The following is a 20,367-nucleotide window of genomic DNA, read 5'->3' on the forward strand; positions in this document are numbered from 1 at the left end:
TGAGCTTCGGCCCCGGCTAGTCGCGAGTAAGTGCGACCTCGATCAGCACGGGGCCGGTCGTGGGCGTGGTGAGGGCCTGGTCCAGGTCCGCGCGGGTGGCCGCGCGGCGATACTCCCAGCCATAGGCCTCGGCCAGCGATTCGAGCCGGACCTCCTGCGGGGTGAACAGCACCCGCGCGGCGAGTGCCGGCGCTGCGCTCTGGGACACCTCGAGGTTGTCGAAGATCGTCCCGCCCCCGTCGTTGCCCACGATGATCTGGATCCGCGGCACCTGCTCGCCGGGCACCCGCAGCATCCCACCCACATCGTGCAGGAGGGTCAGGTCGCCGAGCACCACCCGGGTCACCCCGGTCTCGGATTCGGCCTGCTGGGCCAGCGCGATTCCCGAGGCCGTGGCCACGGTTCCATCGATTCCGGCCAGCCCCCGGTTGGCAAACACCGAGAGCTTCTTGCCCGGCACCTGCTCGTCGGCAACACGGATCAGGCGCGAGGCACCAAACACCAGGCGATCATGCGGCCAGGTTGCCCGCCACACGGATTCCACCAGCAGGCGGCGATCCAGGGCCGCGCGAATGGCTTGGAACTCTCCGCGCACGTACGCCAGGCGGGTGGCCGGGTCGTGGGAGTGCGCGGCTTCCAGATCCGGGGCCACATCGGTTGAGCGTTCGGCCGTCAGCTCGCGGGCGGCGACCACCCAGTGACCCAGCCAGTCGCGGTCGACCGGTCCCGGCTCGACGCTCAGGCTCGCGGCCCGGTGGGCGTTATGCCCGGGATCAAACAGCTCGGTATCGGGTTCGGAGACCACCCAGGTCTCCACGTTTTCGCGGCGCAGCAGCGCGGGAACCTGGCGGCTCAGCGTCGGCTGCCCGAAGACGATAACCCGCTCGATCAGCCCGCCGTGGTCGGGGGAATCCAGGAGCTCGCGGTACGGCACGATCAGCGCGCGGCCATAGCGGCTGCCGCTGGATACCTCGGCGATCAGCGGCCAGCCGCCGTGGTGCGCGAGATCCTCGGCACCGGGACCGGCACCGTTTCCGGCGATGACCACGGTGCGCGGGCCGCGCGGCAGCACGTGCGCGGGTACCGCGGAGGGGGCGGCACCGGATGCCTTCTCGTCCGAGCTCGGCACGTCCTGCACGTCCTGCACGTCCGGCACCGGAACGGTCGCCTCCGCCGCCAGCGCGCTGGAGAGCGGCTCGCGGAATCCCACGTTGAGCTGCACCGGTCCGGGCACGGCACCGGCGGCCGCGGCGAACGCGGCCCGGGCATGCTCGGCCGCCCGCGCGGTCTCGTCTCGGGAAGCGTTCGGGGCGTCCTCATCCAGGCTCAGCCGGGTCGCCGAACCAAACAGGTGAGCCTGCGCGGTGGTCTGGTTGGAGCGGATACCCCGCAATTCCTCGGGGCGGTCGGCGCTCAGCACGATCAGCGGGATGTGCGAGTGATGAGCCTCAAGCACGGCGGGATGGAGGTTCGCCACGGCGGTCCCGCTGGTGACCACGATCGGCACCGGCAGACCGGTTTCGGCCGCCAGACCGAGTGCCAGGAACGCCGCCGAGCGCTCATCGATCCGTACCCGGAGACGAATCTGCTCGGCCGCCTCGGCCTCGGCAAAGGCCAGCGCCCAGGCCTGCGAGCGTGAGCCGGGGCACACCACCGCGTCACGGATGCCCAGGCGGATCAGCTCGGCGACCAGACCCCGCGCGTACATGCTCGCGGGGGAATCTCCAACGCTCATCGACGCGGCTCGGAGTCCGAACCGGGCTCGTCATCGGAGTTTTTGCCGTCGCGGGGCCCAAAGACATCGGGGTGACCCAGGTCGGTCTCGGCATCGAGGGCGGCGAGCTCCTCCTCCAGGCGGCGGATCCTCTCGTCCTGCTCGCTCACTCGGCGCAGGTCGCCGAGGAAGGCGGGGTCATCATCCGGAGTGCGCGGCTGCGGGGCGGCACCACGGGCCCGACCGATCGTGTACCAGAGCACCAGACCGGCAACCGGGAGCAGCAGAATCACCACCAGCCAGACGGGCTTGGAGAGCCCGCGGATGCGGCTGTTTTCGCGCATCGCGCAGTCCACGACGGTGTAGACGGTGGCGACAACAAAAACCACCACGAGGGCAAAGAGGATCCTGGGCATGGCTCCTATGCTACCGGGCGTACCCGGGAACGGGCAGCCGTTTGGCGTGCGGTTCCCTCCGGGCGGAAATACTCAGCTTGGGCGACGTAGACTGGTCGGGTGAAACCCCTGCAATCCGTAATCGTGTTTACCATCCTGCGCCTGCTGGCCTTTGCCGTGCCGCTGGCCGCGCTGCTCCTGCTCGGGATCGAGCCGATGTGGGCGGCCGTCGCCGCCGCCGCGCTCGGATTCGCGATCTCGCTGGTGTTCCTGCGTACCCCGCGCGAGCGGGTGGCCGGGTCGCTGTATGAGGCGCGTCACCCCGTGCACGGCGAGGATGAGGACGTCGAAGACGACTACCTGGACGACGAGGATGCCCTGCTCGACCAGGACGAGGACGAGGCTCCGGCCGCCGCCGCAAAGCCCGCCGAGAAGGCCAGTGAAAAGGTCACCGAGGAATCCCGGCTCGCCCCGGCCGGAGAGGTCTCCGCAGATGACGCGGTCGCAGCAGATGACGCGGTCGCAGCAGACGACGCGGTCCCGGCCACGGTTCCCGCCGCGGACACCGCCCCCGGCAAGTAGCCACCCCAGACCACAAAACCGCCCGGATCGATCACGATCCGGGCGGTTTTTTGTGGGCGGTGCCTAGAAGGCCAGGCCAAACCCGAGGGTCAGGCCGAAGATCAGCTGCAGCACGCCGGTGAGCTTGAGCACCAGCACAAACTCGCGGGCGGTCTTGCCGGTGAGCACGATGATGATCGCCGGGATCATCACCAGCAGGCTGAACAGGGTGACCCACACCAGCGGGATGAAGATCGCCAGCCAGATCGCCAGACCCAGGGCCAGCAGCAGGAGCACAACATAGCTGACCCGGGTCGCGGTGCCGCCGATGCGCACCGAGAGGGTGCGCTTACCGGCGATCTTGTCCTGCTCGATATCGCGCAGGTTGTTGACCATCAGGGTGGCCACGGCAATGAAGCCCACGGCAATACCCCCGGCAATCGCCGGCTGGGTGACCGCACCGATCTGCACAAAGGTGGTGCCCAGGGTGGCAACCAGCCCAAAGAAGATGAACACAAACAGCTCGCCCAGGCCCTGATAGCCATAGGGTCGCTTGCCGCCGGTGTAGTACCAGGCGGCCACGATGGCCAGCACGCCGACGATCAACAGCCACCAGATACCCGAGATGATGACCAGTGCGAGGCCGGCAACCGCGGCGATCCCGAAGAAGGTCATCGCCACAGCGAAGACCCTGCGTGCGGGGGCGCGACCGCTGCCCACCAGGCGGGACGGGCCCACCCGGTGCTGGTCGGTGCCGCGGATGCCGTCGGAGTAGTCGTTGGCGAAGTTCACGCCGACCTGCAGGGCGATCGCGATCACCAGGCACAGCAGCGCCCGCACCCAGTGGTACACACCGGGGTCGGAGGCGAAGATGGCCGCGCCGGTACCGATGGCCACCGGGGCCACCGCCATCGAGAGGGTGAACGGACGTGCCCCATTGATCCAGTCCCCCAGGCGTGCCTTGGGGATTTCCTGAATCTCACGGGCTGCGGGGTTCCCGCTTTTCCCGGTGCCCTTGGGCGTGTTACGCAGGGGCTTGTGTGCGCTGGTGCGCGACGGGTTGTTGGCCAACGGTTCCTCCAGAGTGTCTGCCACGAATCATACGACATGCACCGTTAACGGGCGCGGGATTGTGTTCAGGTGCGCGCGGCGAGGGCGCGGCGGTCGGGCTTTCCGGATGCCAGCAGCGGCATCTCGGGCAGCAGGATGATCGCGCGGGGCCGAGCCTCGCGGCCGATCTGCTCCGCACAGGCCGCGCGAATGCGGTCGAGTCTGGCTTCGGGATCGGCATCCGGCACCGCGGTGAACACCACGGGGACCTGGCCCCAGCGCTCATCCGGGGCGGCCACGGCGACGGCATCCTCGAGCCCCGCGTCGCGCGCGACCCGGTCGATCCGGTCCAGGCTCACGTTGATCCCGCCGGAGATCAGCACGTTATCGATCCGCCCGTGCACCGCCAGCACCCCGTCCACGATCTCGCCGGTGTCCCCGGTGCGCAGCGCGCGTTCGGTGTCTTCGGTCGCCTCGGCAAACGCCGCATCGGTGCGGATGCCGTCCCAGGTGCCGTCGGCGGCGAGATAGCCGAGAGCCAGCAGCGGGCCGGACAGCCGGATCTCCCCCGCGATAATCGTCGCGGTCACCCCGGGGAGCGGAACGCCGTCGTAGACGCAGCCGCCGCCGGTCTCGCTGGCACCGTAGGTGCGGACCAGGTTGACCCCGGCGATCCGGGCACGCTCGCGCAGGGGTTCGGGGATCGCCTGACCGCCCACCAGCACCGCATCGAACTCGGCCAGCACCTCGGAGTGCTCCAGCACCCGCTGCACCTGCGCGGGCACCAGCGAGACGTAGCGGCGACCGGGCGTCCGCGCGAACATCAGCCGCGCGTGAGCCTCGAACACGGCCGGGTCAAAGGGCCCGGGCGGCAGATAGGCGGGGGTGGTTCCGGCCAGGTGCGAGCGCACCAGGACCTGAAGTCCGGCGATGTAGTTGCCCGGTAGCGCCGAGAGCCAGGTCCCCGGCCCGCCAAGCATCCGCTCGGTGGCCCGGGCCGAGTGCAGCAGCGCGTGCCGCGAGTGGGCGATGCGCTTGGGGATCCCCGAGGATCCCGAGGTTTCGATGACCACGTCGACCCCGGCGGGAACGGTGGGGTGCGTCTCCGCCGGCAGCTCCGGTCCGGCCACCGGCAGGAGCGCCGGTCCGATACCCGCCAGCATGTCCGCCACCGCCGCGGCAAAGGTCTCGCGGTCGGCGGCGGAGACATAGCGGGCGGGCACCTGCGCGGCCACTAGTACTGCCAGGGGTAGGGCGACCAGTCAGGGGCGCGCTTTTCCAGGAACGAGTCGCGTCCCTCCACGGCCTCATCGGTGCCATAGGCCAGGCGAGTGGCCTCACCGGCAAAGACCTGCTGCCCCACCATGCCATCGTCCACCGCGTTGAAGGCGAACTTGAGCATGCGGATCGCCGTGGGCGACTTGGTCAGGATCGTTCGTGCCCAGGCCAGAGCCGTGGATTCCAGCTCGGCGTGCGGCACCACCCGGTTCACCGCCCCCATCTCATAGGCCCGCTGGGCCGAATACTCCTCGGCGAGGAAAAAGACCTCGCGGGCGAACTTCTGCCCGATCTGGCGCGCGAAATAGGCGCTGCCGTAGCCCGCGTCGAACGAGCCCACGTCGGCGTCGGTCTGCTTGAACTTGCCGTGCTCGGCCGAGGCGATGCTCAGGTCGCAGACGACGTGCAGCGAGTGACCGCCCCCGGCGGCCCAGCCCGGGATGACCGCGATGACAACCTTGGGCATCATCCGAATCAGGCGCTGCACCTCGAGGATGTGCAGGCGGCCCGAGCGGGCGGTGTCCTGCACGGCGGTCTCCGAGTCGGAGTACTTATAGCCGTCACGGCCGCGGATGCGCTGGTCGCCGCCGGAGCAGAAGGCCCAGCCCCCATCCTTCGGGCTCGGTCCGTTACCGGTCAGCAGCACCACACCGATCCGGGAGTTCTGCCGGGCATCATCCAGCACCGCGTAGAGCTCATCCACCGTGCGCGGACGGAACGCGTTGCGCACCTCGGGCCGGTTAAACGCGATGCGCGCCACCTGCCCGTGTACATCGTGGTGGTAGGTGATGTCGGTGAGTCCCTCAAAACCGGGGACATCTCGCCACGCAGACTCGTCAAACAGATCGGAAACATGCATGTCTCAAGCATAGAACGCCGCGCACGGGATTACCCGTGCGCGGCGTTCGGTGCGCCCGGTGAGTGGGTTAGCTGGCGCAGACCTTCGAGTACTCGGCACCCGCGGCCTTGTCGGCGGTCAGGAACTTCTCCATGGCGTTCATCACGCTGACGCCGTCGGTGGACGCGGCCACCTCGGTGTTGAGGGTCTTATAGGCCGCGGCCATGGGGTCGAGGGCCTTCTTGACGTCCTCGTTTTCGACCTTCTTCTGCAGGGCGGTGAACTTGTCCACTACCTTGGCGGTGGCGGCCTTGGTGTCATCGGGGTTGCTGGCGGCCGACATCATGACGGTCTGCATGTCCTGGGTCAGCGAGGACAGTGCCTTATCGGTGGACGCACAGGCGTCGGCCGTGCTGGGCCCGCTCGAGCAGGCGGAAAGGCCGATGGCCAGCAGCATGGTGGTGCCAACTACGGCCGTACGACGAAGTGAAATACGCATGAAAATGAGCGCTCCTGAGTGTGAATTGCGAAGTTGGAGGCGTTGTGAGCCCCTCTTTGCAGGCTACGAAATTTGTTCAGTGGTTCGAAATCGACACGCCCGGGAACCCCGCCCCACACCCGCGGCATGGCACCGCATTCGCGGTGCCGAGGTGGCCGCATACGCAGCGAGCCCCCGCCCACCAGAAGTGGACGGGGGCTCGAAGCGGACGGGACTACTTAGAGCAGACCTTGCCGTAGTCGGCACCCACGGTCTGGATGTCGCCGGCGACGGCCTGGATCTCGGTGAGGGCCTCGGTGGCCGAGGCGGGGTCACCGGTGATCTTCTCCATGGCTGCGCCCAGGCGGCCAAAGGCGTCCACCATCGGGTCGACAACCTTCTTGACGTCGGTGTTCTGCACCTTGGTGGAGGTCTCCTTGAGCTTTTCGGAGACGGTCTTCAGAGCGGCGATGGCCTGGCTCGGGTCGGTGGCCGCGTTGGTCATGGCGGACTGAACGTCGGTGCCCACCGCGTTCATCTCGGTTTCGATCAGCGCGCAGGCTTCGGCCACGGTCTGAGTCTTGGGCGCCTCCGACGCCTTTCCGTCCGCGTTTCCTCCGGCGGAACAGGCCGAAAGGCCCAGGGCAAGAAGCATGGTGGCGCCGGCAACGGCCGCGCGACGAGCAGTGATACGCATGAAAACTCCAGATTTTATTGGTGCAAAAATCGGGGTGCTGTAATTCCCCCCTCGCAGACTACTGATATCCAAAGACATTTGTCATGCTCAAACGGGCGGCAACCTACTATTGTTATCCGCTCGTACTCCGGCGGAGGTGGTCCCTAGGCCGCGCAGAGCTTGGAATAGGCGGTGTTGGCATCGGTGAGCGAAACCATCGCCGGCCCATAGGATTCATCGGTCGCGTTCTCGGAGTCCTTGGCATTTTCCTTGACCACGGTACTCACGTCCTTCATCGCCGCGGACAGCGCGTCCACCGACTTCTTGACCTCGGGATTCTCCACCTTGTCCGCGGTGGCCGAGATTTTGCCTGAAAGCTTCGCCAGCTGCTCCCCACCCTCGGCGAGATCGGTGCTGGCGGCCGTGAGCCCGGAGCCGATGTCGATCAGATGGGTGGTCATCTCGGATTTGATCACCGCGCACGCATCGGGAACGCTCTGTTCGGCGCTGCACGCCGAAAGCCCGAGGGCGAGCAGGAGGGCGGTACCGGCGGTGAGGGCGTGACGGAGGGCGGGTCGCATGATCTGTGGGATTCCAATGTGTTGAGGGCATGGGGTCGGGGCGATATGTCGCTCCCCGGCAGGCTATCCAGTGCCGGCCATGCGCAATTGAAATCCGCCGCTCCTGCACGATGAGCTGTCGGATAACAGGTGAAATCTACCCGGCGGTCGGCGTGACGCCGTCCCCCGCCGCGGTTCCGCCCCCGATCACCGCGCGCAGGGCGTCGGCGATCTCGGTCTCCCCGTCCACAAACGGGATCGTGTGGCCGGCGGTCTCCGGGGCATGGATGACATCGGCCGCGACCAGCGCCACGTTGGCTCGGCTCACCGGGCCGCGGGTCCCGGTCAACGTGATCTTGCCGGTGGATTCCTCGTCCGTGAGCGCACCGGGGGCCAGGACCGTCCAGTCCAGATCCTGACGGCGCAGATACTCATCGGCCGCCGCCTTCGCCTCGGCGTAGGCGAAGAACGAGTCCTCGGGATCGACGCCGTGATCGAGGCGCGCACCCTGATAGGACACCATGACAAAACGACGAGTTTCCAGGCGCAGGGCCGCATCAATCGTGCGGATTGCCGCGTCGCGGTCCACCGCATAGGTGCGCTCGGGGCTGCCCCCGCCGGCACCGGCTGACCAGACGATCACATCAAAGCCACGCAGCAGGTCTTCGATCTGCCAGATCACGAGGGTCTCGATATCGGCCACGACGGCGCTGGCCCCGGTGGCCTCGACATCGGCAACGTGATCCGGATTCCGAACAACACCGGTGACCTGGTGACCGCGGTTAACAAGAATCTGTTCGAGGTGGAGGGCTACCTTGCCGTGTCCCCCGATGATGGCAATAGCTGACATGCGCTCACGCTAGCACGTCGGATCGGTGGCGCGCGAGTACCCGGGCAGGGAGGTGTTATGGTTTATAAGTAAGACTTATTTGCCGAGAAGCGCGAATCATGTCGGATGTAATGAAGCGCCCGAATCCTGGAGGTCATCGATGCCCACGTCCCCACCGCCCCTGATCGTGATGGGAGTGTCGGGCTCCGGCAAGTCCACCATCGGCATCGCCCTGGCCCGCAGTTTTGGGATTCCCTTCGTGGATGGCGACGACCTGCACCCCGCGCACAACCGAGACAAGATGGCCGCGGGCCAGCCCCTGAACGACGAGGACCGAGCCCCCTGGCTGGAAATCATCGCCGAGCGGGTGCGCGATGATCTGGCAGCCGGCACCCCGATCGTGGTGGCCTGCTCGGCCCTCAAGCGACGCTATCGCGACCAGCTCGTGCGGCTCACCCCGAGCACCGTCCTGATTCACCTGGTGGGTGATCGCGCGCTAATCGCCGCCCGCCAGGCCGGACGTAACCACGAGTACATGCCCAACAGCCTGCTGGACTCCCAATTCGCCGCGCTCGAACCGCTCGAGGAGGGTGAGCGCGCGTTTGAGGTGAGCCTGGATCAGACGCCCGAGCAGATCCTTGCCGAGATCCACACCCGTCTGGCCGCGCTGACCGGTGAGGCCGTCCCCGCCGCCGAAACCGCGCCGACGCCGGCATCCGCATCGGCATCCGCCGCCGTTTCCGAAACCGTTCCCGAAACCGAGGAGTCAGCATGAGCACCCTGTTTGATCTGACCGGCCGCCTGGCGCTGGTCACCGGATCCAGCCGCGGCATCGGCCGCAGCATCGCCGAGGGCCTGGCCGACGCCGGCGCGACTCTGGTCCTGCACGGCCGGGACGCTACCACGCTCGCCGAAACCGAGGCCGCATTTATCGCCCGCTTCGGTGCCGATCGCATCCACGCGATCGCCTTCGACATCACCGATGAGGACGCGGTGAATGCGGGCATCGCCGATATCGAGGCCCGCATCGGCGCCATCGACGTGCTGGTCAACAACGCCGGCATTCAGCACCGCGAGCCGCTGGTGGAGCTGGACCGCGCCGACTGGGATCGGGTGATCGCGACCAACCTCACCTCGGCGTTCCTGGTGGGCCGCGCCGTCGCCCGGCACATGCTGCCCCGGCGTTCGGGCAAGATCATCAACATCGCCTCGGTGCAGACCGATCTGGCCCGCCCCACCCTCTCGGCCTACACCTCGGCCAAGGGTGGCATCCGCAACCTCACCCGGGCGATGACCGCCGAGTGGGCCGGCTCCAACATTCAGATCAACGCCATCGCCCCCGGCTATATCCACACCGATATGACCCAGAAGCTCGTGGACGACCCGCAGTTCAACGGCTGGATTCTCGGCCGCACCCCGGCCGCCCGCTGGGGCACCCCGGCGGATCTGGCCGGTCCGGCGATCTGGCTGGCCTCTTCGGGATCGGACTTTGTGAACGGACAGGTCATCTTCATCGATGGCGGAATGACGGTGGTGGTCTGATGACACGCGAAAACCTGGGTGTTCTGGCCCATGCCAAGGAAGATCTGCGGATCGAAACCCTTCCCGAGCCCACCCCCGCGGCCGATCAGGCGGTCATCGAGATCGCGTACGGCGGGATCTGCGGGTCGGACCTGCACTACTGGACCCACGGGGCGGCCGGGGAGTCCATCCTGATCGATCCGCTGGTGCTCGGTCACGAGGTCGTGGGTACGGTGCTGCACGCGGCCGCCGATGGGTCCGGCCCCGCCGTCGGCACCCCGGTTGCCGTGCACCCCAATACCCCGCATGCCGTGGACGGCATACGCTACCCCGAGGATCGGCCAAACCTAGCCCCGGCCTCAACCTATCTGGGCAGCGCCGCGCGCCACCCACACACCGACGGGGCCTTCGCCCGCCGGGTTGCACTGCCGGCCCGCATGCTGCGCGTCCTCCCCGCGGGCCTCACCCTGCGCGCCGCCGCGTTGGTGGAACCGGCCTCGGTGGCCTGGCACGCGGTGTCCCGCGCCGGCGAGGTGACCGGTAAGTCGGTGCTGGTGATCGGAACCGGTCCGATCGGCGCGCTGGCGGTTGCCGTGCTGAAGCGAGCCGGGGCCGCCCACATCACCGCGGTGGACCTGCACGAGAAGCCGCGGGAGATCGCGCGGGAACTCGGGGCCGACGCGACCCTGGACGCCACCGATACGGAGGCCATCGCCGCGGTCCAGGCCGACATCGTGATCGAGTCCTCGGGGAACTGGCGCGGCCTCGCCTCGGCGGTGCGCGGCGCGACCCGCGGTGGCCGCGTGGTCATGGTGGGGCTGCTGCCCTCGGGGGAGCAGCCGGCGCTGATCAGCCTGGCCATCGTGCGCGAGCTTGAGTTGGTGGGCTCGTTCCGCTTCAATGACGAGATCGATGAGGTGATCGCGGCCCTGGCCGACGGCTCGCTGCGCATCGATCCGGTGATCACCCACGAGTTCCCGGTGGAGGATGCGGCCGAGGCCTTCGCCGTGGCCCTGGATTCGTCCACCAGCGGCAAGGTGCTGCTGGCGTTCTAGCCCCGGACAGGGATCGGGTCGGTGATCTTCACCGGCCCGATTCTTGTCTGGTGTGGCCTGGCTATCCCAGCGTCCCGGGCAGCGGGGTGCGCGCGGTGCGCGGCTCCTCGGCCCAGATGTGCTCCACCTCGGCCAGGGTGCGACTCATGATCGCGTCCATCGCCGCGCGGGCGCGTTCGGGATCGCGGCCCTGGATGGCCACGGCCACATCGATGTGGAGCTGCAACGCATCCTCATGCGGGTGTTTGGGCATCAGGCCCAGCCGGGTACGACCGCGCAGCACCGCACCGATCATCCCCGACATGGCCGCAAACATCTCGTTGCCGCTGGCCCCCAGCACCAGCGCGTGGAACTGAATGTCGAGATCCTGGAAGGATTCCAGGTCGCCGGCGCGGCCAATCGAGCGCATCCGCGCGGCGATCTGCAGCAGCCGCTCGGCCACCGCATCGGGCGCATGCCGGGCGGCCAGCTCGGCGGCGGCGGGCTCGACGCTGCGACGCAGTTCGGTGAGCGAGCGCAGCTGGGCTCCGCGGCCCGTTCCCGACAGCCGCCAGGCGATCAGCTGGGGATCTAGCACCCGCCAGTGGTCCTCGGAAAGCACCCGGATGCCCAGGCGTCGCACCGATTCCACCAGACCCAGCGACTGAAGCACCCGAACGGCCTCGCGGATCACCGAACGGCTCACCCCGAGTTCGGCGGCCAGGTCGGTGGCGAGGACGGCGGAACCCGCGGGCAACTCGCCGGCAATGATGCGCCGTCCGAGCTCTTCCACCGCGCGATCATGCAGGCTTGAGGACATGCCCCCAGACTATCGGGCACCGCGCGGATACCGCCGCCGTTCAGTAAACCGGAGCACAATAGGGGTATGTCCCGCTTCCCCGCAGAGGTCTCCGTCTCCGATATCCTGGCCACCGCTCACGTCGTGGACCTTCCGCTCAACACCCGTTTCCGCGGCCTGCTGCGCCGCGAAGCCCTGCTGTTTGAGGGGCCGCGCGGGTGGAGCGAGTTCTCACCGTTTGTCGAATACGAACCCGCCGAGGCGCGCACCTGGCTGGATGCGGCCATCGACTTTGCCTATGGGCCCGAGCCCGAGCTGCTTCGTACCGAGATTCCGGTCAACGCCACGGTGCCCGCGGTGGCCGCCGAGGCGGTGCCCGGGGTGCTCGCCCGGTTCCCCGGCTGCACCACCGCCAAGGTGAAGGTGGCCGAGCGTGGACAGACCCTGGCCGAGGACGTGGCGCGGGTTGCCGCCGTGCGCTCGGTTCTCGGCCCCGGGGGAAGGATCCGAGTGGATGCCAACGGGGGCTGGAGCGTGACCGAGGCGGAGGCGGCGCTGGCGGCCCTCGCGCCGTTTGAGCTGGAATACGCCGAGCAGCCCTGCGCAAGCGTGCCCGAGCTCTCGGCGCTGCGCACCCGCATCGCGGGGCTCGGGGTGCGCATCGCCGCCGATGAGAGCGTGCGCAAGGCCGAGGATCCGCTGGCGGTCGCCCGGGCCGGGGCCGCCGATCTCCTGGTCATCAAGGCACAACCGCTGGGCGGGATCGCCCGTGCCCGCGATATCGTGGCCGCGGCGGGCCTCCCGGTGGTGGTGTCCAGTGCGCTGGACACTTCGGTGGGTCTCTCGATGGGCGCGCGTCTGGCCGCCTCGCTGCCCGAGGTCTCGTTCGCGTGCGGCCTGGGCACCGCGGCCCTCCTCGCCGCGGACGTGACCGATAGCCCCCTGTTACCTCGCGACGGGGCGATCCACACCGGCCGAATCGCCGTGAATCCGGACCTGCTGACGCGCTATGCCGCGAGCCCCGAGCGGCGTCGGTGGTGGCTGGATCGGGTGCGCGCCTGCGCCGCCGTCGCCTAGGCCACGGGCGAGGCGCTGACGCTCCTATTTCTTGGCGAAGCAGAGGGCGTCATAGGCGTCATGGAACTTTCCCGCCAGCCCCTCCATCGCCGCGGATTCGGGGTAGTACCCCTGCAGGCCCGCGGATCCATACTTATGCAGCAGGACCGCCTGGGTGGAAAAGTACAGCTTGAGGTCCTTAATGGTGTCCTTCACTGGCTGCGATTCCATCGAGTCGATGCCCTCCTGATACTTTTCCACGGCCTGATCCATCAGGTCTCCGGCGCGCTGGGGGTCGCTGTCCACCAGCGACTGGGCCTCGGTCAGGAGCGGGGCGGTGTCCGTCTCCAGCTGTCCCAGGGTAAAGGCGCAGTCGGCGGCGATGGCCTTCCGCTGGGCCGCGGAAACCCGCGTGCCGGGAGCCGGGCTGGCGGTAGTGGAGGGCGAGGTTTCTCCCGCCGCAGGCTTCGCGGAGGACGAGGTGTCCGAGCCCGTGCTCGGGGTGGCCCCGGGGGCGCATGCGGTCAGGGCGAGCATCAGTGCGGCTCCCGCCGCGAGTGATGCACAGGTGGTTTTGAACGGTCTCACGCGTATCCATTTCTGATCACGGCGGCCCCCAAACCGACCACCCCATCGGTGCAGGCTATCAGCGTCAAATCGGACCGCCACACAGCACATCCCCAGCGACGGCACCGGTTCGCGGGAAACACCGCGCCGCCGCGGTGTCCCCTCGCAAAATGACCACCGAACTGGGGGTGGATGCGGGAAATCTAAAACTGAGCAACCACTTGGAATATTAGATGTGATCTTGAATCCTCGGGATCGCCGGAAAATACTTAAATAACCCGCGTCATGAAATCGCCGAGCCCCGCTCTAGTTGGTTGTACGGGGCAGCAACACATCGGCCGCAGCTCCGCCCCGTACAGACGTGAATGCCCGGGGAGGTATTCATGCCGCGGAGAGGGTGGGCACTGGGGAGTGCACAACATCCCCCTCTCCGCGGGCTTTTCCCCCCACCCCGCTCGGTTCCCCCGCCGAGACACCCACCCGAGGTTCATCATCCTTGAATAGCGAAACCCCCTCCCCCGACGACTCCGAGCTTCTTGACGCCGCGCGCGCCGGAAAAGAGGAGGCGTTTGCCACCCTCTGGACGCGCCATGCGGAAGCCGGAAAGCGCGCCTCCCGAGCCATCTCCCGCTCCTTCGACGCGGACGATGTGGTGTCCGAGGCCTTCACCCGCATCATCGCCACGGTCAACCGCGGCTCCGGTCCCCACGACGCCTTTCGTCCCTACCTGTTTGCCACCATCCGCTCGGTCATCGCCCGCTGGGGTGGTCGACAGCACGAGGTGAACGTGGACCAGCTGGAGGTCATCGGGGATCTGAGCGCCGATATGACCTCGCAGGAATTTGATCGTCAGCTCATCATTCGAGCGTTTGCGACGCTGCCCACCCGCTGGCAGGAGGTGCTCTGGTATTCGGAGGTTGAGGGAAAGCGTCCACGCCAGATCGCTCCGCTCATCGGCGTGAGCGCCAACTCGGTGTCGGCGCTGGCCTATCGCGCGCGCGAGGGGCTGCGCCAGGCGTGGATCCAGGAGCACTTTGCGATCCTCCCGGCCGAGAGCGAGCACCGCTGGGTGGTGCAGCGGATCGGCGAGTACAGCCGCGATGCCCTGGGCGTGCGGGATCGTGCACGCTTTGATGCCCATATCGACGCGTGCGCGTCCTGCCGCGCGCTCGTGGTCGAGGGGCGCGAGATCGCCGGTATCCTGCGGATCGTCCTGCTCCCGGCACTGATCGGGGCGGGGGCGGCCGCGTATCTCGCGGGGAGTTCGTCGAGTTCGGCGGTCGCCGCCGTCGCCGCCCTGCGGCACAGCAAACCGGCCATGACGATCACCACCACCGCCGCGGCCGGCGCACTCGTGGCGGCCGGGATCATCGGCGTGACGATGCTCCCCAAAAACACGCAGCCGCCGGCCGTCTCGGCGCAGCGTCTCGGGCGCACGCTGCCCACCACTCCGCCGGACCCCGACTCGACGCTGCCCGTGGTGCCCGGAAACCCGACCCCCGATCCGACAAGTGATCCCGATGGTGTGCTGCTTCCCCGGGTAGGGATACCGGTACCGGGCGTGCCTGCCGGCCCCGTCACCGTGGCACCGGCACCCGCTCCGGATATCGCCACCACCCCCAACCCCACGCCAATCCCGACGCCGACGCCCTCGCCCACACCGCCCACGACGGGCACCCCGGAGGCACCGAAAATCACCCGGGTCGATGATGGCGACGGACTACTCTGGCCAGTGGTGAGCGGCCGGGCCAAACCCGCCGCGACCGTGCACCTCACCGGCCCCGGTGTGGACGTCGAGGTGGTGGCCGAGGCCGATGGTGCCTGGAGCACCGCCCAGCTGGAACTTCCGGCCGGCACCTCGGAGCTGCGGGTCAGCCAGAGCATCGAGGGGCTCACCTCGACCGAGACCACGCAGACGGTGTCCCTGGAAACCCCCGAACGCCCCACCGTGCGCTGGGACCCGGCCTGGGGAATCACCGCGATCATCCACTCCCGGCCGGCCACCTCGGCCGTGCTGACCATCGATCCGCTGGGTACCCGGCCGATCGCCGGAGGCACCGACGGGGTCACCGAAACCCCGCTCTCTATCCCCGCCTCACTCAACCGGGTGACCCTGAGCGCGCACTATGAATGGGGTGATCGGCGCGGACCCACGAGCCCCGCCACCGTGGTAATCACCCAGTAACGTAACGTACCCCGGACGATAAAGAGGCCGCTAGCCTCCTAGGAGCCCGGGCACAGGGTACCGAGTTTGCCGACCCCCGCACGTTGTTCCTCACGCAATTTGACGACTTCGGGGCGGTCTGGGTTGAGCGCATCGGCACCGTTGGCGTGCACGAGTGAGGCGAGTGTTGAGAACTGTGCGGTGTACTCGGCAGAGGCAGCCTTCACCTCTTCGTTGGTGATTGACTCATTCACCTCGTTCATCCGCGTCACAATCTCGTCCAACGCCTTGCCCGCTTCCTCGGGTTGGGTGGCGATCATATTAGGGACCAGCACGAAATCGTCCATCGTTTGGCGCAGGGTATCCTTCACGCGCGAACAGGCCTCTTCTACCGTCATCGCAGCCGGCTTTGCCCGTTCGTCCTGACTCGAGGCAGACGCGGTTGGGCGCGCCGATGATGCGTCGTTTTTGGCACCGTTTTCCGAGGCGCATCCGGTCAGCACTAACGCTACCGACACACTCGCCACTATCGTTCGAAAAACACTCACTTGCAGTTTCATTGCGTACTCATTTCTGATTACGGCAGCCCCCCATAAAATGGCTACCCCCTAACGAGGCACGCTACCAGAAACGACGGTGGGGTATCGGGCGGAGAGACGCGAAAGCCTCGTCCCACAGCACGCGGGACGAGGCTCACGCCAGTATGAATGACGCTTAGGCTCCGGGGCAGAGCTGAGAGAACTTCGAGGGGCCCGCGTCCTTCGCCGCCTGGAGGGTCGCCACCTCGGGGTTGTCGGGGTTCAGCGCGTTCTTGCCATACTTGTGGACCATCGAGGCGAACACCCTCATCAGGTCGAGTTCCTCGGTGGCCGCCGACTTCACCTCTTCATTGGTGACCTCGTTGATCGAGGCCGCCAGGCGGTCAACCACGCCGTCGATACTCTCCCCCGCTCGCTGCGGGTCGGTAAAGAGAAGTCCCAGAACCGCGGTGTAGTTCTCATCGTCCGCGGCCTGAACCGTCTGCACGATCGAGCAGGCCTCGGGCACGCTCTGTGCGGGGATGGTCGGGGTTTCCGAGGGGGTGGGTTCGGCCGAAACCGCCGCGGGCTTGGGGGACGCAGATTCGCTCTTCTCGACCCCGGCCGCCGAACATCCGGCGAGGGTGAGCGCCAAGACGGTGCCCGCCACGATCGTTGCGAGCATCTTCTTCTGCAGTTTCACGCAGTTTCCATTCGTTAATCGGGGAGATCCCGGTTGTCGGGTACCGATGCAGAGTATCAGTACCGGCGAGTCCCGGGCCCCCGGAAAAACACATCACCCCGCGCAGTGCATGCGCGGGGTGATGTGTGTGGTGCGGAGGCTTACAGACCCGAGTAGGCGTGCAGTCCCTTGAAGAACAGGTTCACGATGGTGAAGTTGAACAGCACCGTGACGGCACCGATCATCGACAGCCAGGCCGCGCGGTTTCCGCGCCAGCCGCGGGTAGCGCGGGCGTGAATGTATCCGGCGTAGACCACCCAGATGATGAAGGTCCACACCTCCTTGACGTCCCAGCCCCAGTAACGACCCCAGGCGGCCTCGGCCCAGATCGCGCCGGCGATCAGGGTGAAGGTCCAGAGGATGAAACCGATGATGTTCACGCGGTAGGACAGGTTGTCCAGGCGCTGCGAGCTGGGCAGGGTCGCCATGAAGCGGAAGCGCTTGGCCGACAGGGCGGTTCCGGCGGCCTCGCGGCGGGCCTGGATCAGCTGCAGGGCGGTGAGCGCAAAGCCGAGGAAGAAGAATCCGGTTCCGGTGGTGGCCACAAACACGTGGATCACCAGCCAGGCCGACTGCAGTGCCGGCGGTAGCGGGGCGACCTCGATGTAGAAGTTCAGCGAGGACAGGCCCAGCAGGATCACGATCAGGCCCATGATGAAGGCACCGAGGAAGCGCAGGTCCACCCGGGTCAGGATGATCAGGAAGACGGCCACGATCACGGCGGTACCGGTCATCGCGAACTCGTACATGTTGGCCCACGGCACGCGGCCCGCGGCCACGCCACGGGTCACGACGGCGGTGAGGTGCAGCAGGAAGCCGAGGATCGACAGGGCCACACCGATCCGCAGCGAGATCGACCGGGACGCGGTGACCGTGCCCGAGTGGTCCTCTTCCAGGGTCAGGGTGCCACCGGCCGGGCGGCCGGGGCGAGCCTTACCGGCACCGGTCGAACCGGCGGCTACGGAGGCGGCGGCGCCCACGGCGACGGGTTCGCCGGCGGCCGCGCGCTCGGCGGCGGCTGCCTTCTCGGCGGCCTCGTCGGCGGCGGCGGCGACCTCGGCGCTTCGGCGCGCCAGGTCAAAGGCGAATGCCACGAAGGCGATCGCATACAGCGCGATTGCCGACCACAGGGCATATACGGAGATCAGATCAAGTGTCACGCTTCTACGTTACCTTCCCGGGCCTCATCGGGGACTGCCCCGAGGGCTCGAATATGCCGTTCGGCAATATTGTCCACGGCCTCACGCAGGCCGGGGTCTTCTCCACGGGCCAGGCCCGCGTATTCCATCAGGACGGTGCCGTCGGCACCCTCGGTTGCCTTCACCCACACGCGGCGGCGCGGGATGAACAGCGAGGTCAGCAGGCCCAGCAGGATCAGACCGGCGAAGATTCCCACCCACACCTGGGTCGGATCGCGGTGAATATCCAGCGAGGCGAAGCGGGCGACCGAGCCCGCATAGTCATCCTTCTTGGGGTGGGGGTTGACGTTTTCAAACGTGATCGTCCCCAGCCCGTCGGGCAGATTCTGGGTCTGGCCGGGCATAAGCTTGAGCGGCGCGGTGCCGCCCTCCTTCTTACCGATGGTGCGGCCGGCGATCTCGGTCATCTTGTCGGTGTCCAGCGAGTAGACCGACTTCGGCACACCGTCGTTGATGCCCAGGTCACCCGAGTAGACGTTGAGGCTCAGGGTCGGGTAGATCAGGTCGGGATAGTTCGAGGCGAACGCCCCGGAGGTCTGCTCGACCGCGGTGGGATAGAAGAAGCCGATCATACCGATCTGCTTGGCCAGCCCGTCCGGAATCTTGATGACTCCCTGCGAGGTGAGGTTGGTGTCCATCGGCAGGAACGGGATCGAGTCGGTGAAGACCACGTTGCCCTCGGGGTCGCGCACGGTCACCTTGGGCGCGTAGCCGTTACCCAGCAGGTAGACGTTGGTACCGTCGATGCGCAGCGGCTGGTTCACCTTGATCTGGTGCTTCTCGGTGTCGCCGTCCACGTCCCGCGAGGTGACGTGGGCGGTGTAGTCGATGGCCTGACCGTAGGCGTTGATGTTCTTGGTTTCGTACTCCACGTCAAACTTGTCGAGCTTGAGCGAGTAGGGGGGCAGCGACTCGGTGTCCACGAAGCGACCCGGGTTGAAGGAGTTGAAGTCGACCAGCGAGTTGACGAAGGTCTGGCCCTCGACCACCACCTTCTGCCCCGCATAACCGAAGCCGCCACCAAAGCCGACGGCCACCAGGACCAGCACCAGGGCCGAGTGGAAGAGCAGGTTTCCGGTCTCGCGCAGGTATCCACGCTCGGCGGACACCGAGGCCACACCGTCCTTGCCGGTGTAGATTTCGGTGCGGTAGCCCGACTTCTTCAGCAGGTCCCGGGCGGCGGTGATCGCCTCGCCGGTGCTGCCACCGGACAGGCTCTGTTCACGGTGCACCGCGAGCCGGTTGAGCCGGGCGGGGGTGCGCGGCGGACGCTGACGCATCGCCTGATAGTGGTGCTTGGTGCGCGGGATGATGCAGCCGATCAGCGACACAAACAGCAGCAGGTAGATCGCCGAGAACCACGCCGAGCTGTACACGTCGAACATCTGGATCTTGTCCAGGACCGGTGCCAGATCGGGGTTGTCGCGGAAGTACTGGATCACACCGTTGGGGTCCGAACTGCGCTGCGGGACCAGGGATCCGGGCACCGCGGCGATCGCCAGCAGCAGGAGCAGCAGCAGCGCGGTGCGCATGCTGGTGAGCTGACGCCACGCAAAGCGCAGCGCCCCCACAAACCCCAGCTTGGGGGCGTTAATCGGGGCGTCGGGCTCACCCTGGGGTGAGCTCGCGTCTACGTAATCAGATGGCCGGGTCAAAGCCTGCAATCACCGAACCTAGGCTAGACATCAGTTGACCCCATAGTCCGGTGACCATGAGGAGTCCGATGAGAACGAGCAGAACGCCACCGGCGATGTTAATCACGCGAATATGACGCTTGAGGAATGTAGTGGCTCCGGCCATCCAGCCGAAGCCGAGGGCTACCAGGATGAAGGGCAGTCCGAGGCCGATGCAGTAGGCGATCGCCAGGATCACCGCGCGACCCACGGTACCCGAGTTGTAGCCCAGGCTGAGGATCGCGGTGAGGGTCGGGCCAAGGCAGGGCACCCAGCCCACGGCAAACACGATGCCGAGCAGCGGGGCTCCGACGAGGCCGGTGGCCGGGGTCCAGGAGGGCTTCCATTCGCGCTGGAGGAAGCTGACCTGCCCCACAAAGGCCACACCCATGATGATGATGACCACGCCGAGGATGCGGGTGATGATCCCGCTCCACTCCACCAGGAAGACCCCGGCGGCACCGGCGACGATGCTCATCAGCACAAAAACGAGGGTGAAGCCGAGGACAAAGAGGATCACCCCGAGCAGCAGGCGACGACGCTCCCGCGCCGGACGCTCGCCGCTCTGCGGGGCCATGCCGCCCACATAGGCGAGGTAGCCGGGAACCAGCGGCAGCACACACGGCGAGGCAAAGGACACCAGGCCGGCCAGCAGCGCCAGGGGAATGGCGACCAGGAGGCCGCCGTCCCCGATGATTTGACCGATATTCATCCG

The 20,367-nt window shown here is 67.3% G+C and carries 22 protein-coding genes; 6 read left to right on the forward strand and 16 right to left on the reverse strand.

Annotation, left to right across the window (positions count from 1 at the left end; translation table 11 throughout):
* Positions 1 to 16: 16 nt before the first annotated feature.
* Together menD and C7C57_RS14030 are read right to left on the reverse strand one after the other, a co-directional pair.
* The gene (menD, locus tag C7C57_RS14025; RefSeq protein ID WP_255505702.1) at positions 17 to 1,735 is read right to left on the reverse strand and encodes a 2-succinyl-5-enolpyruvyl-6-hydroxy-3-cyclohexene-1-carboxylic-acid synthase; all 1,719 of its coding nucleotides are present in this window, start codon (positions 1,733 to 1,735) and stop codon (positions 17 to 19) included.
* Complete coding sequence (locus tag C7C57_RS14030) at positions 1,732 to 2,130, reverse strand: PLD nuclease N-terminal domain-containing protein (protein WP_187976890.1); 399 nt, start codon at positions 2,128 to 2,130, stop codon at positions 1,732 to 1,734. Before C7C57_RS14030 ends, menD begins: the two co-directional genes overlap by 4 nt.
* Positions 2,131 to 2,229: 99 nt before the next feature.
* Here C7C57_RS14030 and C7C57_RS14035 point away from each other — a divergent pair, with 99 nt between their 5' ends.
* On the forward strand, positions 2,230 to 2,691 hold the full coding sequence (locus tag C7C57_RS14035; RefSeq protein WP_187976891.1) for a DUF4229 domain-containing protein: 462 nt from the start codon (positions 2,230 to 2,232) through the stop codon (positions 2,689 to 2,691).
* 63 nt (positions 2,692 to 2,754) lie between these two features.
* Here the strand turns inward: C7C57_RS14035 and C7C57_RS14040 are convergent, their stop codons facing one another.
* From C7C57_RS14040 to C7C57_RS14070, 7 genes are all read right to left on the reverse strand, one after another.
* Complete coding sequence (locus tag C7C57_RS14040) at positions 2,755 to 3,741, reverse strand: 1,4-dihydroxy-2-naphthoate polyprenyltransferase (RefSeq protein WP_370581457.1); 987 nt, start codon at positions 3,739 to 3,741, stop codon at positions 2,755 to 2,757.
* Positions 3,742 to 3,806: 65 nt separating this feature from the next.
* Positions 3,807 to 4,955 carry an AMP-binding protein gene (locus tag C7C57_RS14045; protein ID WP_255505703.1) on the reverse strand — a complete coding sequence of 383 codons (1,149 nt, stop codon included), beginning with the start codon at positions 4,953 to 4,955 and terminating at the stop codon, positions 3,807 to 3,809.
* Positions 4,955 to 5,857 carry a 1,4-dihydroxy-2-naphthoyl-CoA synthase gene (locus C7C57_RS14050; RefSeq protein WP_030149211.1) on the reverse strand — a complete coding sequence of 301 codons (903 nt, stop codon included), beginning with the start codon at positions 5,855 to 5,857 and terminating at the stop codon, positions 4,955 to 4,957. Before C7C57_RS14050 ends, C7C57_RS14045 begins: the two co-directional genes overlap by 1 nt.
* Before the next feature lie 67 nt (positions 5,858 to 5,924).
* A complete protein-coding gene (locus C7C57_RS14055; protein WP_187976892.1) occupies positions 5,925 to 6,335 on the reverse strand; it encodes a hypothetical protein in 411 nt (136 codons plus the stop codon).
* A 214-nt stretch (positions 6,336 to 6,549) separates the two neighbouring features.
* On the reverse strand, positions 6,550 to 7,011 hold the full coding sequence (locus C7C57_RS14060; RefSeq protein ID WP_187976893.1) for a hypothetical protein: 462 nt from the start codon (positions 7,009 to 7,011) through the stop codon (positions 6,550 to 6,552).
* 143 nt (positions 7,012 to 7,154) lie between these two features.
* Complete coding sequence (locus C7C57_RS14065) at positions 7,155 to 7,571, reverse strand: hypothetical protein (RefSeq protein ID WP_187976894.1); 417 nt, start codon at positions 7,569 to 7,571, stop codon at positions 7,155 to 7,157.
* Positions 7,572 to 7,707: 136 nt separating this feature from the next.
* On the reverse strand, positions 7,708 to 8,400 hold the full coding sequence (locus C7C57_RS14070; protein WP_187976895.1) for an SDR family oxidoreductase: 693 nt from the start codon (positions 8,398 to 8,400) through the stop codon (positions 7,708 to 7,710).
* Positions 8,401 to 8,539: 139 nt separating this feature from the next.
* Here C7C57_RS14070 and C7C57_RS14075 point away from each other — a divergent pair, with 139 nt between their 5' ends.
* The 3 genes from C7C57_RS14075 to C7C57_RS14085 are packed head-to-tail and all read left to right on the forward strand — an operon-like array spanning position 8,540 to position 10,955.
* A complete protein-coding gene (locus tag C7C57_RS14075; RefSeq protein WP_223144762.1) occupies positions 8,540 to 9,154 on the forward strand; it encodes a gluconokinase in 615 nt (204 codons plus the stop codon).
* Positions 9,151 to 9,921: an SDR family oxidoreductase gene (locus C7C57_RS14080; protein WP_187976896.1), complete on the forward strand. Its 771-nt coding sequence runs from the start codon at positions 9,151 to 9,153 to the stop codon at positions 9,919 to 9,921. Before C7C57_RS14075 ends, C7C57_RS14080 begins: the two co-directional genes overlap by 4 nt.
* Positions 9,921 to 10,955 carry an L-idonate 5-dehydrogenase gene (locus tag C7C57_RS14085; RefSeq protein ID WP_030149205.1) on the forward strand — a complete coding sequence of 345 codons (1,035 nt, stop codon included), beginning with the start codon at positions 9,921 to 9,923 and terminating at the stop codon, positions 10,953 to 10,955. The genes C7C57_RS14080 and C7C57_RS14085 overlap by 1 nt, the downstream gene beginning before the upstream one ends.
* Positions 10,956 to 11,016: 61 nt before the next feature.
* On the opposite strand, the gene C7C57_RS14090 is transcribed toward C7C57_RS14085, so the two are convergent.
* On the reverse strand, positions 11,017 to 11,754 hold the full coding sequence (locus C7C57_RS14090; RefSeq protein ID WP_187976897.1) for a FadR/GntR family transcriptional regulator: 738 nt from the start codon (positions 11,752 to 11,754) through the stop codon (positions 11,017 to 11,019).
* 66 nt (positions 11,755 to 11,820) lie between these two features.
* Here C7C57_RS14090 and C7C57_RS14095 point away from each other — a divergent pair, with 66 nt between their 5' ends.
* Entirely contained in the window at positions 11,821 to 12,810 is a 990-nt protein-coding gene (locus tag C7C57_RS14095) for an o-succinylbenzoate synthase (RefSeq protein WP_187976898.1), read from the forward strand.
* A 24-nt stretch (positions 12,811 to 12,834) separates the two neighbouring features.
* Here the strand turns inward: C7C57_RS14095 and C7C57_RS14100 are convergent, their stop codons facing one another.
* Positions 12,835 to 13,377 carry a hypothetical protein gene (locus tag C7C57_RS14100; protein ID WP_187976899.1) on the reverse strand — a complete coding sequence of 181 codons (543 nt, stop codon included), beginning with the start codon at positions 13,375 to 13,377 and terminating at the stop codon, positions 12,835 to 12,837.
* 475 nt (positions 13,378 to 13,852) lie between these two features.
* Between C7C57_RS14100 and C7C57_RS15930 the strand changes: the two genes are divergently transcribed.
* Positions 13,853 to 15,541: a sigma-70 family RNA polymerase sigma factor gene (locus tag C7C57_RS15930; protein WP_187976900.1), complete on the forward strand. Its 1,689-nt coding sequence runs from the start codon at positions 13,853 to 13,855 to the stop codon at positions 15,539 to 15,541.
* A 38-nt stretch (positions 15,542 to 15,579) separates the two neighbouring features.
* Here the strand turns inward: C7C57_RS15930 and C7C57_RS14110 are convergent, their stop codons facing one another.
* From C7C57_RS14110 to C7C57_RS14130, 5 genes are all read right to left on the reverse strand, one after another.
* Positions 15,580 to 16,080, reverse strand: coding sequence for a hypothetical protein (locus C7C57_RS14110; protein WP_187976901.1), 501 nt, complete (start codon positions 16,078 to 16,080; stop codon positions 15,580 to 15,582).
* Between the two features lie 154 nt (positions 16,081 to 16,234).
* A complete protein-coding gene (locus C7C57_RS14115; RefSeq protein ID WP_030149199.1) occupies positions 16,235 to 16,741 on the reverse strand; it encodes a hypothetical protein in 507 nt (168 codons plus the stop codon).
* A gap of 140 nt (positions 16,742 to 16,881) precedes the next feature.
* Positions 16,882 to 17,940: a c-type cytochrome biogenesis protein CcsB gene (ccsB, locus tag C7C57_RS14120; protein ID WP_187976902.1), complete on the reverse strand. Its 1,059-nt coding sequence runs from the start codon at positions 17,938 to 17,940 to the stop codon at positions 16,882 to 16,884.
* The gene (locus C7C57_RS14125) at positions 17,937 to 19,634 is read right to left on the reverse strand and encodes a cytochrome c biogenesis protein ResB (RefSeq protein WP_187978402.1); all 1,698 of its coding nucleotides are present in this window, start codon (positions 19,632 to 19,634) and stop codon (positions 17,937 to 17,939) included. The genes ccsB and C7C57_RS14125 overlap by 4 nt, the downstream gene beginning before the upstream one ends.
* On the reverse strand, positions 19,618 to 20,364 hold the full coding sequence (locus C7C57_RS14130; protein WP_187976903.1) for a cytochrome c biogenesis CcdA family protein: 747 nt from the start codon (positions 20,362 to 20,364) through the stop codon (positions 19,618 to 19,620). The genes C7C57_RS14125 and C7C57_RS14130 overlap by 17 nt, the downstream gene beginning before the upstream one ends.
* Positions 20,365 to 20,367 lie beyond the last annotated feature (3 nt).

The organism is Mycetocola sp. JXN-3 (assembly GCF_014522285.1).
Taxonomy (GTDB): Bacteria; Actinomycetota; Actinomycetes; order Actinomycetales; family Microbacteriaceae; genus Mycetocola; species Mycetocola saprophilus.

Excerpts from the sequence above, each read along its gene's own strand:
- menD (WP_255505702.1), bottom strand. The coding sequence starts at position 1,735 with ATGAGCGTTGGAGATTCCCCCGCGAGCATGTACGCGCGGGGTCTGGTC.
- C7C57_RS14030 (WP_187976890.1), bottom strand. The coding sequence starts at position 2,130 with ATGCCCAGGATCCTCTTTGCCCTCGTGGTGGTTTTTGTTGTCGCCACC.
- C7C57_RS14050 (WP_030149211.1), bottom strand. The coding sequence starts at position 5,857 with ATGCATGTTTCCGATCTGTTTGACGAGTCTGCGTGGCGAGATGTCCCC.
- C7C57_RS14055 (WP_187976892.1), bottom strand. The coding sequence starts at position 6,335 with ATGCGTATTTCACTTCGTCGTACGGCCGTAGTTGGCACCACCATGCTG.
- C7C57_RS14060 (WP_187976893.1), bottom strand. The coding sequence starts at position 7,011 with ATGCGTATCACTGCTCGTCGCGCGGCCGTTGCCGGCGCCACCATGCTT.
- C7C57_RS14065 (WP_187976894.1), bottom strand. The coding sequence starts at position 7,571 with ATGCGACCCGCCCTCCGTCACGCCCTCACCGCCGGTACCGCCCTCCTG.
- C7C57_RS14070 (WP_187976895.1), bottom strand. The coding sequence starts at position 8,400 with ATGTCAGCTATTGCCATCATCGGGGGACACGGCAAGGTAGCCCTCCAC.
- C7C57_RS14075 (WP_223144762.1), top strand. The coding sequence starts at position 8,540 with ATGCCCACGTCCCCACCGCCCCTGATCGTGATGGGAGTGTCGGGCTCC.
- C7C57_RS14080 (WP_187976896.1), top strand. The coding sequence starts at position 9,151 with ATGAGCACCCTGTTTGATCTGACCGGCCGCCTGGCGCTGGTCACCGGA.
- C7C57_RS14085 (WP_030149205.1), top strand. The coding sequence starts at position 9,921 with ATGACACGCGAAAACCTGGGTGTTCTGGCCCATGCCAAGGAAGATCTG.
- C7C57_RS14090 (WP_187976897.1), bottom strand. The coding sequence starts at position 11,754 with ATGTCCTCAAGCCTGCATGATCGCGCGGTGGAAGAGCTCGGACGGCGC.
- C7C57_RS14095 (WP_187976898.1), top strand. The coding sequence starts at position 11,821 with ATGTCCCGCTTCCCCGCAGAGGTCTCCGTCTCCGATATCCTGGCCACC.
- C7C57_RS14110 (WP_187976901.1), bottom strand. The coding sequence starts at position 16,080 with ATGAAACTGCAAGTGAGTGTTTTTCGAACGATAGTGGCGAGTGTGTCG.
- C7C57_RS14130 (WP_187976903.1), bottom strand. The coding sequence starts at position 20,364 with ATGAATATCGGTCAAATCATCGGGGACGGCGGCCTCCTGGTCGCCATT.